This window comes from Amycolatopsis melonis (assembly GCF_040064235.1).
GTDB lineage: Bacteria > Actinomycetota > Actinomycetes > Mycobacteriales > Pseudonocardiaceae > Amycolatopsis > Amycolatopsis melonis.
Map to the genome: position 1 here is coordinate 193,701 of NZ_JBDZYD010000008.1, position 14,417 is coordinate 208,117.

The following is a 14,417-nucleotide window of genomic DNA, read 5'->3' on the forward strand; positions in this document are numbered from 1 at the left end:
ACCGGCAGACTGACCGTGCAGCGTTGCCGAACGAGGGATGACCAGTGACCCAGACTCCCGTCCTGATCACGACGACCGGCCCCGACAAGCCGGGCGTCTCGTCCGTGCTGTTCGCCGTGCTGACCAGGCACGACGTCGACGTGCTCGACGTCGAGCAGGTGGTCATCCGCGGGCAGCTGGTGCTCGGCGTGCTCGCCGGGGTCTACCGCGACCCCGAGGGCCTGCAGGAGGCGGTCGAGCAGGCGATGGCGTCCGTCGGCATGCAGGTCGAGGTCAAGATCGGCAGCGCGATCGGGGACGACCCGTTCGCGCTCGGCCGCCGCGACTCCTCCCACGTGCTGGTCATCCTGGGCCGCCCGGTCACCGCGCGGGGCTTCTCGGAGGTCGCGCGTCGCCTGGCGTCGCTGGGCGCCAACATCGACGCGATCCGCAGCGTCGCCGACTACCCCGTGACCGGGCTCGAACTGTACGTCTCGGTCGACCAGGACACCCCCGAGGCCGACGCCGCACTGCGCTCGATCCTCGCCGACGCCGCGGTCGAGGCCGGCATCGACATCGCCGTGGAGCGCGCGGGCATCATGCGCCGGGCGAAGCGGCTGGTCGTGTTCGACGTCGACTCGACGCTGATCCAGGGCGAGGTCATCGAGATGCTCGGCGCCCACGCCGGGGTGGAGCCGGAGATCCGCGAGATCACCGAGGCCGCCATGCGCGGCGAGCTGAACTTCACCGAGTCGCTGGAGCGGCGGGTCGCGCTGCTGGCCGGGCTGCCCGCGTCGGCGATCGACGAGGTCGCCGCGTCGATCGAGCTGACCCCTGGCGCCCGCACGACGATCCGCACGCTCAAGCGGATGGGTTTCCGCACCGGCGTGGTGTCGGGCGGGTTCACGCAGGTCATCAACGGTCTCGTGGCGGAACTCGGGCTCGACTTCGCGGTGGCGAACGAGCTGGAGATCGTGGACGGCAAGCTCACCGGCAAGGTCGTCGGCGACGTCGTCGACCGCGCGGGCAAGGCGAAGGTGCTTCGCCGCTTCGCCGCCGAGTACGACATCCCGCTGGAGCAGTGCGTGGCGGTCGGGGACGGCGCCAACGACATCGACATGCTGTCGGCTGCCGGCATGGGGGTCGCGTTCAACGCCAAGCCCGCGCTGCGCGAGGTCGCCGACACCGCGTTGTCGCACCCGTACCTCGACGCCGTGCTGTTCGTGCTCGGTCTCACCCGCGGTGAGGTCGAAGCGGCCGACGCCGCCGACGGGCTCGAGCTGATGCGTCCGTGAGCAGCGTTCTCGACCCCCTGGGTGCCCGCTACGCGTTCTGGCTCGGGCTCCCGGCCGAAGACACCTCCGACACCTCCGACGAGCTCCCGGAGGAAGTCCGGGCGATGCCGGTCATCCTGCGCATCGAACGGGCCGAGCCGCCGGGCCGCACGCCGCTGCTGGAGGCCGCGGCGGCGGCCGCGCTGGCAGTCTGCCTCGACGAGCGCGCCCAGCCCGGTGGCGAGTGGGCCGAGCCGATGCACGCGTGGCTCGACAACCGCATCCGGAAGGTCGCGCGACGGGCGCGGGGCGCGCACTGGGCGGCCGTCCAGGACCTGCCTGGCATCACCGTCGAGATCGACGGTGCCGAGGCGCGGGCACTGGTGCCGGGCCTGGTCACCGAGACGCCCAAGGAGGTCGCACGGCTGCAGATCTCCGGCAGCGAACTGCCGCCCGACGAGCCGGGCCCGGTGCCGGACGGTGTCCCGCTGCTGCTGCTCAACCCGCACGTGCCGATGACCGTCGGCAAGGCCGCCGCGCAGGTCGGCCACGCGACGATGATCCTCGCCGCGCTGCTGGGCGACGCCGAGCGGGACGGCTGGGCGGCGCAGGGGTTCCGGGTCGCGGTGCGCACGGCCACCCCCGTGCAGTGGAAGGAACTGCACCCGGGCGACGACCCCGAGGGCGCGTGGCGGCGCGACCGCGTCATCGCGGTGCGGGACGCCGGGTTCACCGAGGTCGACCCGGGCACGATCACGGTTCTCGCGCAGTGGGCGCCGGAACAAGCGTCCTGCTGAGCCGGTTGGAGCGGGCATGACACTGGAAGTGGAACGCACGGGCGAGCACGCGTTCGTCGGACGCAACGAGCGCGGCGCGGAGGTCCGGCTGGGCCGCAAGGGCGCCGAAGGGGCCTTCTCGCCCGCCGAGCTGCTGCAGATCGCCGCGGCGGGCTGCAGCGCGGTGACCGCGGAAGAGCTGATCACGCGGCGGATCGGCGACGACGCGAAGTTCCGCGTCACCGTGAGCGCCGACCGGCGTGAAGGCGCTTCGGAGCTGGACGCCGTCCACGTCGCTTTCGACGTCGACGTGGCGGCTTTGACGGCGGATCAGCGGGAAGCGCTGGCCGGTGCCGTGGACCGCGCGATCGACCGGCTCTGCACGGTGAGCCGGACGCTCAAGAAGGGGATCCCCGTGACGGAGACCTTTCCCCGGTCCTAGTTCTTGCCGGATTCCCAGACCACGTAGGCCTGGTCGGCGTCGGTCGTCATGGCCTCGATGAACTTTTCGTTGTCGAAGCCCGGCAACGACTGCAGGCGCTCGATCAGCGCGTCGGCCGCCGGGTCGCCGCTCGGGACCGCGGTGCCCTTGCCGTCGCTGCCGACGAGCATGAAGAAGACGTCCTCGTTCCACGGGCCGTCGGGGATGACCCTCACCATCACCGACGACAGCTCCGACCACGTGACGGCCTCTTCGCTGCCGTCCGCGAGCCGCCGCCGAACTCCGGTGTCGTCGACGCTGACGGTCCGGGACTGGGCGCTGGACGAATCCTGGGTCAACCGGTGCTCCCTTGCTGCTTCGGTGGGTTCACCGTACCGGGCGCGGCGGTGGACCGCGTCACGCGGGCGCGGCTGCGTCGAGCCGGCGCAGCGCGTCCCGCACCACCTTCGGGTCCATCGTCGGCCAGAACGGCGGCAGCGACGCACGGAGGAATCCGCCGTAGCGGGCGTTCGCCAGCCGCGAATCCAGCACCGCGACCACGCCGCGGTCGGTGACCGCACGGTGCAGCCGCCCGGTGCCCTGTGCCAGCAGCAGCGCCGCGTGCGTGGCCGCCACGGTGAGGAACCCGTTGCCGCCGCGGGCTTCCACCGCGCGCTGCCGTGCCGAGGACACCGGGTCGTCCGGGCGCGGGAACGGGATCCGGTCGACCACCACCAGCTGCAGCGACGGCCCGGGGACGTCGACGCCTTGCCACAGGCTCAGCGTGCCGAACAGGCACGTGCGGACGTCTTCGGAGAACTTCTGGACCAGCAGCGACGTCGCGTCGTCGCCCTGGCACAGGATCGGGAAGTCCAGCCGCTCGCGCATCTCCTCGGTGGCCTGCTTGGCCGCGCGCATCGAGGAGAACAACCCGAGCGTGCGCCCGCCCGCGGCCTCGATCAGCTCGGCCAGTTCGTCCATTGTGGACGGCGTGAGGCCGTCGCGGCCCGGCGGCGGCAGGTGCTTGGCCAGGTACAGGATGCCGTTGCGCCGGTGGTCGAACGGCGAGCCGACGTCCAGCCCGGTCCACTTCGGGCCCGAGTCGTCCGACGGCACTTCCTTCTCCGTCGCCGCGCCGGGGGCCTGCTCGACGCGGGCCGCGCCCGGCGGGAGGCCCCACTGGCGCGCCATGGTGTCGAACGTGCCGCCGAGGGTCAGCGTCGCCGACGTCAGGATCGTCGTGTGCTGGTTGAACACGCGCTCGCGCAGCAGCCCCGCGACGCCCAGCGGCGCCACCTTCAGCGCCGGCGGCCGCGGTTTCGACGAGAACTTGTCGCCCGAGAGCCAGACGACGTCGCGCTGGTGCGCCTGGTCGTCGTCGAACGCCTCCAGCAGCCGGACCGCGGTGTCGTGCACCTCGTCGAGCAGCGACCGCGCCAGCTTGCGCGCGGTGGCCTCCTCGACGTCCTCCTTGCGGTCGGAGCCCAGCGCCGTGATGCACGCGTGCGCGGCGTCGCGGATCGCCGGGATCGCGCCCTTGAGCGGCCGGGGCAGCTCGTCCATCCGGCCCGGCGGCAGGTCGTCGACGATCAGCGCCAGCCCGTCGCCCGCCTCCAGCAGGCGGTCGGCGATGTCGGCGTCGATGAGCTTGCCGCAGCGGCGCGCGGCCGCGGCGCACATCGCGCTGGTCAGCTCGCCGGTGGCGACCGAGGTGACCCGGTCGACCAGGTCGTGCGCCTCGTCGATGATCACCACGTCGTGGTCCGGCAGCACCTGGTAGCCCTGCAGCGCGTCGATCGCCAGCAGCGCGTGGTTGGTGACGATGACGTCGGCGCGGCCGGCCTCGGCGCGGGCCTTCTCGGCGAAGCAGTCCGTGCCGATCGGGCAGCGCGAAGCGCCGAGACATTCCTTCGCCGTCACCGAGACCTGGCGCCACGCCTGGTCGGAGACGCCGGGGACGAGCTCGTCGCGGTCGCCGGTTTCGGTGTCCGAGGCCCACTCCCGCAGCCGCGTGACCTCCTTGCCCAGCCGCGACACCGCGAACGGGTCGAAGAGCTGGGCGTCCTCCGGCTCGTCCGGCGCGCCGGAATCCAGCCGGTGCAGGCACATGTAGTTGCGGCGGCCCTTGAGGATCGCGAACGTCGGTTCGCGGCCCAGCGGCTTCTTCAGCGCCTTCGCCAGGCGCGGGAGGTCGCGGTCGACCAGCTGGCGCTGCAGCGCGATCGTCGCCGTGGAGACCACGACGGTGGCTTCCTTCTCGACGGCGTGGCGGATCGCGGGCACGAGGTAGGCCAGCGACTTGCCGGTGCCGGTGCCTGCCTGGACGGCCAGGTGCTCACCGGTGCGGATGGCGCGGCCGACGGCGTCGGCCATCTTGACCTGCCCTGGGCGTTCGGCACCGCCGACGGACTCCACTGCGTGGGTGAGGAGTTCGAGGACGCCGGGGAAATCAGTTCGGGCGGGCACAGCGACACACATTAGCCGCCACCCCCGACAGAGATCGGTGATCCGCCGCGAACGGGCCACTCGCGCCGCGTGCCGAAGGGCACCTTCCTTGCATCGGATGCAAGGAAGGTGCCCTTCAGCGCACGTCAGTCCTCGGAACGGCGGCCGGAGACCAGCTTCCAGGTCAGCGGCAGCAGGCCCGCGGCCACCACGATCTTGAGCGCGTCGCCGATCAGGAACGGCGTGACGCCCTTGGCGAACGCCGTGGCCAGGTCGAAGCCGGTCGCGGCCATCAGCCACGGCACGCCGAACGCGTAGATCACCACGTTGCCGAGCACCATCGTGCCCGCGGTGCGCAGCGGCGTCCGGTCGCCGCCGCGGCCGGCGAGGGCGCCGACCAGGGCACCGGCGAAGACGAACCCGACGATGTAGCCCGCGCTCGCGCCGGACAGGCCCGCGGTGCCGTGCTGGAACCACGGCACGCCGGCCGCGCCGACCAGCAGGTAGACCAGCATGGACGCGGCACCGCGCGACATGCCGAGCGACGCGCCCACCAGCAGCGCGGCGAACGTCTGGCCGGTCATCGGCACCGGGCTGCCCGGCACCGGGATGGTCAGCTGCGCGGCGGCGCCGGTGAGCACGGCACCGCCCGCGACCAGCGCGATGTCGCGGACGAGCGAGCCGGGCACCAGGTCGGCCAGCACGGGCCGCTTGGCGGCGAAGGACAGCGAAGACACGAAACCTCCCAGGACGGATACTCGCGACGATCGAGGTTAACGCTCGTTACCGCCTCGCGGACCGCTCGAGTTGCGTTCCTCACCGGCCACTCGTCCGGGTGGACCCGATCAGGGAAGGCGCCGGACCTGCCGATGACGAAGTGGGTGACTGCGAACTGTCACGGAACCGAGGAGGCCGGTGCATGCGGAACGCCAGGAAGAGGACATACCGGGTGCTGGCGGTGACCACGCTGGCCGCGCCGCTCCTGGCCGCCGCGGCGCCCGTCACGTCCACCGGATGGGCGTCTTCCGGCTCGGTGGACGTGACCATCGACAACGAGCACGTCGTCACCGGTGAACTGGCGAAATGCACGGTCGACGGCCCCTACAGCGCGCGGACCACCGGCGGCACGACCGGCGACATCGCCGCGTTCGGTGCGGGCGACACCGGCTGCGGGCGCTCCGGCGCGGTGTCGGTCGCCCAGGCGGCCGGGCACCGCTTCGAGGCCACCGTGCTCAAGCGCTACGGCGGCCCGGTGATCACTGTCCGTACGTTCTCGGCGAAGTGCGCCACCACCGACACCGGCAGCCTCGGCGAGGTCGAGATCGGCGCCGTGCAGGGCATCACCGTGCCGGACCAGATCCCGCCGAACCACCGGATCGTCATCCCGGGCGGCGCCGCGGGCACGGCGCTGGCGACGGTGACCCTCAACGAGACCGTCACGCCCGACCCGCCGGACGGCAGCCTCGTGACGCACGCGCTGCACATCAGGCTGTTCCCGCAGGGCGGCCCGGCGAGCGGGGACATCTACCTGGGGACGGCCGCCTGCGACCCGTTCGGCGGGAAGCCGTAAGCGCCCCAAGGTGGCCTTCGGTGCGTTGAACGCACCCAAGGTGGCCTTGGGTGCGGTCAACGCAACCAAGGCCACCTTGGGGCGCTTGGGCCAGGACCGGAGCCAGGGGCAGGGGCAGGGCGGGGTCAGGCGGTGGCGAAGCGGGCGGCGGCCGCGACGAACTCGCCTGCCCGGGCGGCCAGGTCCGGGAGGCTGCCGCCGGAGGACAGGGCGTCGCCCAGCAACGGTGTTGCCGCCGCCACCGCGATCGCGCCCGCCCTCAGGTATGCCTCGACGTCCGCCAGGTGGACGCCGCCGGTCGGGACCAGCGGGACGTCCGGGAGGGGGGCCCGTACCGCGCGCAGGTAGGCCACGCCGCCCACCGCCGCGGCCGGGAACACCTTCACCGCCGCCGCGCCCAGGCGCCATGCCTGGTCGATCTCCGTCGGCGTCAGTGCGCCGCAGAGCACCGGCGTTTCCCGTTCCGCCGCCCGTTCCAGGACCGCCGGGTTGACCGTCGGCGTGACCAGGTACGCCGCGCCCGCGTCCACCGCTTTGTCCACATCGGACGGTTCGCGGACGCTGCCCGCGCCGATCAGCGCGTCGTCGCCCAGCGCCAGGCGCAGGGCCGTGATCGCCGCGGGGGCGCCCGGCGTGGTCAGCGTCGCTTCGATGAGACGGACGCCCGCCGCGTGCAGGACCATCGCCGCGTCGCCGAACCGCGTCGCGTCGGCCGCGCGCAGGATCGCGACCAGCCGGTGTTCCGCCAGCGCGGCCTGCAGGTCCTTCATCCGGCCGTCCCGACGACGGCGGTGCCGGTGTAGGCGACACCCGCCTCGTCGAAGTCCTTCAGCGTCGCGTCGACCGTCGGCTGCGAGCCGCCGACGGTCAGGTCCAGCAGCACACGCACGCCGAACCCGGCCTTCGCCGCGTCCAGCGCCGTCGCCCGGACGCAGAAGTCCGTCGCGATGCCGACGACGTCGACGTCGGTCACGTCGTGTTCGCGCAACCACGCCTCCAGGGACTTCCCGTCGCGGGCCGCGCCCTCGAAGCCCGAGTACGCGGCGCTGTACTCGCCCTTGGAGAACACCTCGCCGATCGGGACGACGTCGAGCGCGGGGTGGAACGACGCGCCCGGCGTGCCGGCCACGCAGTGCGGCGGCCAGCTGTCCTTGAAGTCGGGCGTCTCGCTGAAGTGGTCACCCGGGTCGATGTGGTTGTCCCGGGTCGCCACGACGTGGCTGTAGCCGCCTTCGGCGGCCTGCTTGGAGATGGCGGCGGCCGCGGCGGCCCCGCCCGGCAGGCCGAGCGAACCCCCTTCGCAGAAGTCGTTCTGCACGTCCACCACGATCAGCGCGGTCCCCATGGTCGAACTCCGTTTCACAGGAAGAGAGTGGGAATTGCGGGCTCGCCGTGCGAGAGCTTGAGGCCCTCCCACGGCAGGCTGACCAGGCCGCGGCGCAGCCGCTGCCTCGCGTCGTCGAGCGTAGGCAGGTCCGGCACCGGGCGGCCAGCGCGGATCAGCGGGATCTGCAGCGGCCGGTCGTTCGGCTCGGGCTCGGGCGCGGGACCCGCCGCCGTCCAGACGACCTCCTCCACCGCCGTGCCGGTGCCGCGGTGCCGCCGCAGCGCGGACTTGCGGCCGCCGCGGGACTCCTTGTGCGCGCTGCGCTTGGCGACCGGCCTGCCGTCCACCTCGACCAGCTTGTAGACCATGCCGGCGGTCGGCGCGCCCGAGCCGGTGACCACCGAGGTGCCGACGCCGTACGCGTCCACCGGCTCCGCGCGCAGCGCCGCGATGGCGTGCTCGTCGAGGTCGCCGGAGACCACGATCCGGGTGTCCTTCGCGCCGAGGGCGTCCAGCTGCTCGCGGGCGCGGCGGGCCAGCGGGCCGACGTCGCCGGAGTCGATCCGGATCGCGCCCAGCTCCGGCCCGGCGACGCGGACGGCGGTTTCGATGCCCTTGGTGATGTCGTAGGTGTCGACCAGCAGCGTCGTGTCCGCGCCCATCTTGCCGACCTGCGCGCGGAACGCCGCTTCCTCGCTGTCGTGCAGCAGCATGAAGGCGTGCGCGACGGTGCCGCGGGTCGGGATGCCGTAGCGGCGCCCGGCTTCGAGGTTGGACGTCGTCGCGAAGCCCGCCAGGTAGGCGGCGCGCGCGGCGGCGACGGCGGCGTACTCGTGCGTGCGGCGCCCGCCCATCTCGATGATCGGGCGGCCGTGCGCGGCGCCGGACATCCGGGCGGCCGCGGACGCGACGGCGCTGTCGTGGTTGAGGATCGACAGCACCAGCGTCTCCAGCAGCACGCACTCGCCGAACGAGCCGCTGACCGTGAGGATCGGCGAGCCGGGGAAGTACAGCTCGCCCTCCGGGTAGCCGTCGATGTCCCCGGAGAACTCGTAGTCCGCGAGCCAGGACAGCGTCGCGTCGTCGACCACCGCGGTCGCTTCCAGCTGCGCCAGCTCGGCGTCGGTGAAGCGGAAGTCCGCGATCGCGTCGAGCACCCGGGCCGTGCCCGCGACGACGCCGTAGCGCCGCCCGTCCGGCAGTCTCCTGGCGAAGACTTCGAACACGCAGGGCCGCTCAGCCGTCCCGTCGGCGAGCGCGCTGCCCAGCATGGTCAGCTCGTAGTGGTCGGTGAGCAGCGCAGTGCTGGCCGTGGCCTGCTCCGGTGAACCCATGGGGTAAGCCTATTCACCCACATGGCCGGACCTGGCGCGGCGTACCCCGTCACCTCCGTGACACCATGGGGTGCATGTCCACGCCTGTCGCATCCGAACAGACGCAGGTCGATCCGATCGGGGCCGAGGTCGCCGACTCGGACACCCCGTGGCGGACCGTGGTCTGGAACGACCCGGTCAACCTCATGTCGTACGTGACGTACGTCTTCCAGAAGCTGTTCGGCTACAGCCGCGACCACGCCACGAAGCTGATGCTCGACGTGCACCACAAGGGCAAGGCGATCGTGTCGTCCGGCAGCAAGGAGAAGGTGGAGACGGACGTGGCGAAACTCCACGCGGCGGGCCTGTGGGCCACCATGGAGCAGCCCTCGTGAACGGTTGGCGGCGCAAGGGCGCGGTGATCCACGCGGGGTTCGAGCAGCAGGAAGCGGCGGTGCTGCGTGGCCTGGTCAGCCAGCTCGAGGACATGCTCACCGCGCGCGCCGAGGAGGCGCCGCAGGACGAGCTGGCCGAGCTGACCGGCATCCGCACCGGGCCCACCGAGTCGCCCGACGACCCGGTGCTCTCGCGGCTGCTCCCGGACTTCCACAAGCTCGACCCGGACAACCCCTCGCGCGAGGACATCGACTCGGCCGCGGCGATGCGCTCGCTGCACGAGCCGGAGCTGCTGGACATCAAGGTCGGCGTGGCGAAGATCGTGCTCGACACGCTGCCCCGCGACGGCGGCCACGTCCGGCTGACCGAGGAGCAGGCCGACGCCTGGCTGGGCGCGCTCAACGACGTCCGGCTGGCGCTGGGCACCGCACTCGACGTCACCGAGGACATGCCCGACGAGCTGCCCGAGGACGACCCGCGGGCGCCGCACCTCGGCGTCTACCACTGGCTGACCTGGGTGCAGGAGACGCTGATCCAGGCGCTGACCGGATGATCACCGACGTCCCCGGCGTCCTGGTCGGGCACCACGAGCGGGTCGGCGACGGGTGGGCCACCGGCACGACCGTGGTCCTGGTGCCCGAAGGCGCGGTCGGCGCGGTCGACCAGCGCGGCGGCGCGCCCGGGACGCGCGAGACGAACCTCCTCGAACCGGAGAACCTCGTGCAGCGGGTCAACGCCGTCTGCCTCTCCGGCGGCAGCGCGTACGGCCTGGCCGCGGCCGACGGCGTGATGCGCTGGCTCGCCGAACGCAACCAGGGCTTTCCCGTCGGGACCGAGCCGCACGAAGTCGTCCCGATCGTGCCCGCGGCCGTGCTGTTCGACCTGCCGCGCAGCGACTGGGGCAACCGGCCCGACGCGTCCTTCGGCTACGCGGCCTGCGAAGCGGCTTCGGGCTCCTTCGCCCAGGGGACGGTCGGCGCCGGCGCGGGTGCCGCTGTGGGGTCCCTGAAAGGCGGGATCGGCTCGGCGAGCGAGGTCGTCGGCGAGTTCACCGTCGGCGCGCTGGCCGCGGTCAACGCGGCAGGCGAAGCCGTGGACCTCGCGACCGGCCGGGCGTACGCGGCCGACCACGGCGACTTCGGCGTGACGTGGCCCTCACGGCCCGCCGACCTGCCGTCCCGCCGGACGGACCTCAACACGACGATCGGCGTGGTCGCGGTCGACGCGGCCCTGTCGAAGGCCGAAGCGCGGCGGCTCGCCGTCGCGGCGCAGGACGGGCTCGCGCGGGCGGTACGGCCCGCGCACACGATGTTCGACGGCGACACGGTGTTCGCGCTGGCCACGGGAGCGCGTGAGCTGCCGGACGCGAGCGGCCCGTTCGGCGCGGCGGCCCGCCCGGCGGCGCTGGACGCGCTGTGCTCGGCGGCGGCACGGGTGTTCGCGCGGGCGATGGTGCACGGCCTGCTGGCGGCGACCACGGCCGGCGGGGTGCCGGCCTACCGGGACGTGTGGCCCGAGGCGTTCGACTAAACGCGCTGGTGAGGCCTATGTCTCAGCATCTGGACCGGCTTTGTCCACCACCTAAGATGTCGGTGTGCTCCGGATCCGCCGTGAACTCGTCGACGAGATCGTCGCCCACGCCCGCCGTGACCACCCCGACGAGGCGTGCGGGGTGATCGCCGGGCCCGAGGGCTCCGATTCGCCCGAGCGGTTCATCCCCATGCTGAACGCCGCCCGCTCGCCGACGTTCTACGAATTCGACTCGGGTGACCTGCTGAAGCTCTACCGCGAACTGGACGCGAACGGCGAGGTGCCGGTGGTCATCTACCACTCGCACACCGCGACCGAGGCCTACCCGTCGCGGACCGACGCGTCCATCGCCGCCGAGCCCGACGCGCACTACGTGCTCGTCTCCACCCGCGACCCCGAGGTGCACGAGTTCCGGTCGTACCGGATCGTGGACGCCGTGATCACCGAGGAGCCGGTCGAGATCATCGACTGACCGGCTCGGAATAAACCGCCGCGCCACCGGCGTCTGCGAGTAAGAACCCACCGGAGGTAAGAACCCATGGCCGTGACCGTCTCCATCCCGACGATCCTGCGCACCCACACCGGCGGCGAGAAGTCCGTCGAGGCGAAGGGCACGACCGTGCTCGAGGTCATCGACGACGTCGAGTCCCGGCACGCCGGCATCAAGGCGCGCCTGGTCAAGGAGGAGAAGCTGCACCGCTTCATCAACGTCTACGTCAACGACGAGGACGTGCGCTTCGCCGGCGGGCTTGAGGCCGAGGTCAAGGACGGCGACACCCTGACCATCCTCCCCGCCGTGGCCGGTGGCTGATCGATGGCTCGCTTCGAGTCCCTGCTCGACGCGCTCGGCGGCACCCCGCTGGTCGGGCTGCCCCGGCTCTCGCCGACGCACGACGTGCGCCTGTGGGCGAAGCTGGAGGACCGCAACCCGACCGGCTCGGTCAAGGACCGGCCCGCGCTGGCCATGATCGAAGCCGCCGAGCGCGAAGGCAAGCTGCGGCGCGGCTCCACGATCCTGGAGCCGACGTCGGGCAACACCGGGATCTCGCTGGCCATGGCCGCCAAGCTCAAGGGCTACGGGCTGGTCTGCGTGATGCCGGAGAACACCTCCACCGAGCGCAAGCAGCTGCTGCAGGCCTACGGCGCGCGGATCGTCTTCTCCCCGGCCGCGGGCGGCTCGAACGAGGCCGTCCGGCGGGCGAAGGAGCTGGCCGAGGCGAACCCGGACTGGGTGATGCTCTACCAGTACGGCAACCCGGCCAACGCCGACGCGCACTACCGCGGCACCGGCCCCGAGCTGCTCAAGGACCTGCCGACGCTGACGCACTTCGTCGGCGGCCTCGGCACGACCGGCACGCTGGTCGGCGTCGGCCGGTACCTGCACGAGGCGAAGCCGGACGTCCAGGTCATCGCGGCCGAGCCGCGCTACGGCGAGCTGGTCTACGGCCTGCGCAACCTCGACGAAGGCTTCGTGCCGGAGCTGTACGACGCTTCGGTGCTCAACGGGCGTTACTCGGTGGGCGCGTACGACGCTTTGCGGCGCACCCGTGAGCTGCTGGAGCACGAAGGCATCTTCGCGGGCATCTCGACGGGCGCGGTGCTGCACGCCGCACTGGCGGTGGCCGAGAAGGCCGCTGCCCGCGGCGAACCGGCCGACGTCGCCTTCGTCGTCGCGGACGCCGGGTGGAAGTACCTGTCCACGGGCGCCTACTCGGGCTCGCTGGACGAGGCGGCCGAACGGCTCGACGGGCAGCTCTGGGCGTAGGCATCCTGGTGACATGAAGGTCATCGGACTGCTGGGGGGTATGAGCTGGGAGTCGTCCATCGAGTACTACCGGCTCGTCAACGAACGCGTGCGGACCGTCCTCGGCGGGTACCACTCCGCGCACACGGTGCTCTACTCCGTCGACTTCGCCGCCATCGAGCGCATGCAGGCCGGCGGCCGCTGGGACGACGCCGGTGCCGAGCTGAACCGCGCCGCCAAGGCGCTCGAAGCGGCCGGTGCCGACTTCGTCGTGCTCTGCACCAACACCATGCACAAGGTCGCCGACCGGCTCGAAGCCGGCCTCGGCATCCCGCTGCTGCACCTGGGCGACACGACCGCCGCGGCCGTCAAGGCCGCCGGGGTCCACCGGATCGGCCTGCTCGGGACCGGGTTCACCATGGGGCAGCCGTTCTACCGCGACCGCCTCGCCGCGCACGGGCTCGACGTGCTCGTGCCGGACGCCGGCGACCGCGACCTCGTGCACCGGATCATCTACGACGAGCTGGTGCACGGCGTGGTGAAGCCCGAATCCCGCGAGGCCTACCGCGGCGTGATCGCGCGTCTGGTCGAAGCGGGCGCCGAGGGGGTCATCTACGGCTGCACGGAGATCGAGCTGCTCGTCGGGGCAGAGGACTCACCGGTGCCGACGTTCCCCACGACCCGCCTGCACGCCGAAGCGGCGGTGGACTACGCGCTGGGCACCACCTCGCTCCCCTTCTCGCCGACGTGAGCCTCGTGCTGGGCGACGCACTGGCGCCACAGCCGCTCGCGTTCCTCCTCCGTGAACTGCGCTGCCGGGATGCCGAACACGTCACCCGCCGCCGCCCACCAGTCGCCGGGTGACTCGATCAGCTCCTTGACGCCGTGCCGGTCCAGGGTGAGCGCGCGCAGGCAGTCCACGCCGTTCGCGTCCCGCCGTTGGATCACGCACACCCGCACGAACCCCGACTCCGGGGACGTCGACAGCCACTCGTGCTTCGCCGCGAAGCCGGCCAGCTGCGTGGCGCCGGGCGCGAAGTCCATGCCGGTGAAGCTGCCGGAGGGGTCGTGCTCGAACCGCCAGCCGCCCGGCGCGACCTCCGACGGCCGGAGCCGGTAGGTGTGCGGCCCCTGCACGTAGGTGCCTTCCCGGAGGGGGAGCGGCTCGTGCGGGCCGTCGCCGAGCCCGGCGTCCACCAGCCACGCCTCCGCGGAGTCGGGCAGCCCGGTGACGGTCAGCGCCAGGTGGTTGCCGTCGACGTTCGGCGCGTCCGCAGCACTGCCCTGCACGCCGCCCACGTGCCGGGTGACCTGGTAGCCGAGTGCCGCCAGCAACGCCGAGAACGCCCCGTTCAGGTGGTAGCAGTACCCGCCGCGGCCCCGCAGGATCCGCGCCAGCGAGGCGGACGGCTCGAGCGGGGTCGGCCGCCCGAGCTGGATCTCCAGTGCTTCGTACGGCACGCGTTCGACGTGCGCCGCGTGCAGCCGCCGCAGCGCCTCCAGTCCCGGCGGCTCGGGATCCAGGCCGAGCCGCGCGAGGTAACCGTTGACGTCCATGCCCGGCACGTTAGCGGCGACCCCCGACAAAACCCGCGGATCAGGGATTTCACCCGAGGCGGGCCGCCCGGTGCCCGACGTAGCC

At 72.5% G+C, this 14,417-nt stretch carries 18 protein-coding genes; 11 read left to right on the forward strand and 7 right to left on the reverse strand.

Going from position 1 to position 14,417, the window contains the following annotated elements; genetic code table 11:
* Positions 1-44 precede the first annotated feature (44 nt).
* Genes serB through ABJI51_RS22615 form a run of 3 tightly spaced genes read left to right on the forward strand, consistent with a single transcriptional unit; the run spans position 45 to position 2,471 of the window.
* Complete coding sequence (serB, locus tag ABJI51_RS22605) at positions 45-1,274, forward strand: phosphoserine phosphatase SerB (protein WP_348953262.1); 1,230 nt, start codon at positions 45-47, stop codon at positions 1,272-1,274.
* Positions 1,271-2,050 (forward strand): peptidyl-tRNA hydrolase, encoded by a 780-nt coding sequence (locus ABJI51_RS22610; RefSeq protein ID WP_348953263.1) that lies wholly within the window; start codon positions 1,271-1,273, stop codon positions 2,048-2,050. The genes serB and ABJI51_RS22610 overlap by 4 nt, the downstream gene beginning before the upstream one ends.
* Positions 2,051-2,066: 16 nt before the next feature.
* A complete protein-coding gene (locus ABJI51_RS22615) occupies positions 2,067-2,471 on the forward strand; it encodes an OsmC family protein (RefSeq protein WP_348953264.1) in 405 nt (134 codons plus the stop codon).
* On the opposite strand, the gene ABJI51_RS22620 is transcribed toward ABJI51_RS22615, so the two are convergent.
* The 3 genes from ABJI51_RS22620 to ABJI51_RS22630 all read right to left on the reverse strand — a co-directional run bounded on the left by ABJI51_RS22620 (position 2,468) and on the right by ABJI51_RS22630 (position 5,632).
* Complete coding sequence (locus tag ABJI51_RS22620) at positions 2,468-2,809, reverse strand: hypothetical protein (protein WP_348953265.1); 342 nt, start codon at positions 2,807-2,809, stop codon at positions 2,468-2,470. The genes ABJI51_RS22615 and ABJI51_RS22620 overlap by 4 nt on opposite strands.
* Before the next feature lie 58 nt (positions 2,810-2,867).
* Entirely contained in the window at positions 2,868-4,916 is a 2,049-nt protein-coding gene (locus ABJI51_RS22625) for an ATP-dependent DNA helicase (protein WP_348953266.1), read from the reverse strand.
* 125 nt (positions 4,917-5,041) lie between these two features.
* The gene (locus ABJI51_RS22630) at positions 5,042-5,632 is read right to left on the reverse strand and encodes a biotin transporter BioY (RefSeq protein ID WP_348953267.1); all 591 of its coding nucleotides are present in this window, start codon (positions 5,630-5,632) and stop codon (positions 5,042-5,044) included.
* Between the two features lie 212 nt (positions 5,633-5,844).
* Between ABJI51_RS22630 and ABJI51_RS22635 the strand changes: the two genes are divergently transcribed.
* Positions 5,845-6,465 carry a choice-of-anchor P family protein gene (locus ABJI51_RS22635; protein WP_348953531.1) on the forward strand — a complete coding sequence of 207 codons (621 nt, stop codon included), beginning with the start codon at positions 5,845-5,847 and terminating at the stop codon, positions 6,463-6,465.
* A 125-nt stretch (positions 6,466-6,590) separates the two neighbouring features.
* Here the strand turns inward: ABJI51_RS22635 and ABJI51_RS22640 are convergent, their stop codons facing one another.
* From ABJI51_RS22640 to ABJI51_RS22650, 3 genes are read right to left on the reverse strand one after another with little or no spacing between them, the layout of a single operon-like run.
* Positions 6,591-7,235 carry a bifunctional 4-hydroxy-2-oxoglutarate aldolase/2-dehydro-3-deoxy-phosphogluconate aldolase gene (locus ABJI51_RS22640; RefSeq protein WP_348953268.1) on the reverse strand — a complete coding sequence of 215 codons (645 nt, stop codon included), beginning with the start codon at positions 7,233-7,235 and terminating at the stop codon, positions 6,591-6,593.
* On the reverse strand, positions 7,232-7,810 hold the full coding sequence (locus tag ABJI51_RS22645) for an isochorismatase family protein (protein ID WP_348953269.1): 579 nt from the start codon (positions 7,808-7,810) through the stop codon (positions 7,232-7,234). The genes ABJI51_RS22640 and ABJI51_RS22645 overlap by 4 nt, the downstream gene beginning before the upstream one ends.
* Positions 7,811-7,824: 14 nt before the next feature.
* Positions 7,825-9,126, reverse strand: a complete 1,302-nt coding sequence (locus tag ABJI51_RS22650) for a nicotinate phosphoribosyltransferase (RefSeq protein WP_348953270.1) — start codon at positions 9,124-9,126, stop codon at positions 7,825-7,827.
* 74 nt (positions 9,127-9,200) lie between these two features.
* Here ABJI51_RS22650 and clpS point away from each other — a divergent pair, with 74 nt between their 5' ends.
* From clpS to ABJI51_RS22685, 7 genes are all read left to right on the forward strand, one after another.
* Entirely contained in the window at positions 9,201-9,500 is a 300-nt protein-coding gene (gene clpS / locus ABJI51_RS22655) for an ATP-dependent Clp protease adapter ClpS (RefSeq protein WP_348953271.1), read from the forward strand.
* The gene (locus ABJI51_RS22660; RefSeq protein ID WP_072476732.1) at positions 9,497-10,054 is read left to right on the forward strand and encodes a DUF2017 domain-containing protein; all 558 of its coding nucleotides are present in this window, start codon (positions 9,497-9,499) and stop codon (positions 10,052-10,054) included. The genes clpS and ABJI51_RS22660 overlap by 4 nt, the downstream gene beginning before the upstream one ends.
* Positions 10,051-11,031, forward strand: coding sequence for a P1 family peptidase (locus ABJI51_RS22665; RefSeq protein ID WP_348953272.1), 981 nt, complete (start codon positions 10,051-10,053; stop codon positions 11,029-11,031). The genes ABJI51_RS22660 and ABJI51_RS22665 overlap by 4 nt, the downstream gene beginning before the upstream one ends.
* A gap of 64 nt (positions 11,032-11,095) precedes the next feature.
* Positions 11,096-11,503: a M67 family metallopeptidase gene (locus tag ABJI51_RS22670; RefSeq protein WP_348953273.1), complete on the forward strand. Its 408-nt coding sequence runs from the start codon at positions 11,096-11,098 to the stop codon at positions 11,501-11,503.
* Between the two features lie 66 nt (positions 11,504-11,569).
* Positions 11,570-11,842: a MoaD/ThiS family protein gene (locus tag ABJI51_RS22675; protein ID WP_348953274.1), complete on the forward strand. Its 273-nt coding sequence runs from the start codon at positions 11,570-11,572 to the stop codon at positions 11,840-11,842.
* Positions 11,843-11,845: 3 nt separating this feature from the next.
* Entirely contained in the window at positions 11,846-12,796 is a 951-nt protein-coding gene (locus tag ABJI51_RS22680; protein WP_348953275.1) for a PLP-dependent cysteine synthase family protein, read from the forward strand.
* A gap of 13 nt (positions 12,797-12,809) precedes the next feature.
* Complete coding sequence (locus tag ABJI51_RS22685; RefSeq protein WP_348953276.1) at positions 12,810-13,526, forward strand: aspartate/glutamate racemase family protein; 717 nt, start codon at positions 12,810-12,812, stop codon at positions 13,524-13,526.
* Here ABJI51_RS22685 and ABJI51_RS22690 read toward each other — a convergent pair.
* Entirely contained in the window at positions 13,484-14,332 is an 849-nt protein-coding gene (locus ABJI51_RS22690; protein WP_431605653.1) for an arylamine N-acetyltransferase family protein, read from the reverse strand. The genes ABJI51_RS22685 and ABJI51_RS22690 overlap by 43 nt on opposite strands.
* Positions 14,333-14,417 lie beyond the last annotated feature (85 nt).

Bases quoted from the DNA above. Each gene is read 5' to 3' on its own strand.
- clpS (WP_348953271.1), top strand. From the start codon at position 9,201: ATGTCCACGCCTGTCGCATCCGAACAGACGCAGGTCGATCCGATCGGG.
- ABJI51_RS22645 (WP_348953269.1), bottom strand. From the start codon at position 7,810: ATGGGGACCGCGCTGATCGTGGTGGACGTGCAGAACGACTTCTGCGAA.
- ABJI51_RS22680 (WP_348953275.1), top strand. From the start codon at position 11,846: ATGGCTCGCTTCGAGTCCCTGCTCGACGCGCTCGGCGGCACCCCGCTG.
- ABJI51_RS22690 (WP_431605653.1), bottom strand. From the start codon at position 14,332: ATGGACGTCAACGGTTACCTCGCGCGGCTCGGCCTGGATCCCGAGCCG.
- ABJI51_RS22650 (WP_348953270.1), bottom strand. From the start codon at position 9,126: ATGGGTTCACCGGAGCAGGCCACGGCCAGCACTGCGCTGCTCACCGAC.
- ABJI51_RS22615 (WP_348953264.1), top strand. From the start codon at position 2,067: ATGACACTGGAAGTGGAACGCACGGGCGAGCACGCGTTCGTCGGACGC.
- ABJI51_RS22685 (WP_348953276.1), top strand. From the start codon at position 12,810: ATGAAGGTCATCGGACTGCTGGGGGGTATGAGCTGGGAGTCGTCCATC.
- ABJI51_RS22665 (WP_348953272.1), top strand. From the start codon at position 10,051: ATGATCACCGACGTCCCCGGCGTCCTGGTCGGGCACCACGAGCGGGTC.
- ABJI51_RS22675 (WP_348953274.1), top strand. From the start codon at position 11,570: ATGGCCGTGACCGTCTCCATCCCGACGATCCTGCGCACCCACACCGGC.
- ABJI51_RS22640 (WP_348953268.1), bottom strand. From the start codon at position 7,235: ATGAAGGACCTGCAGGCCGCGCTGGCGGAACACCGGCTGGTCGCGATC.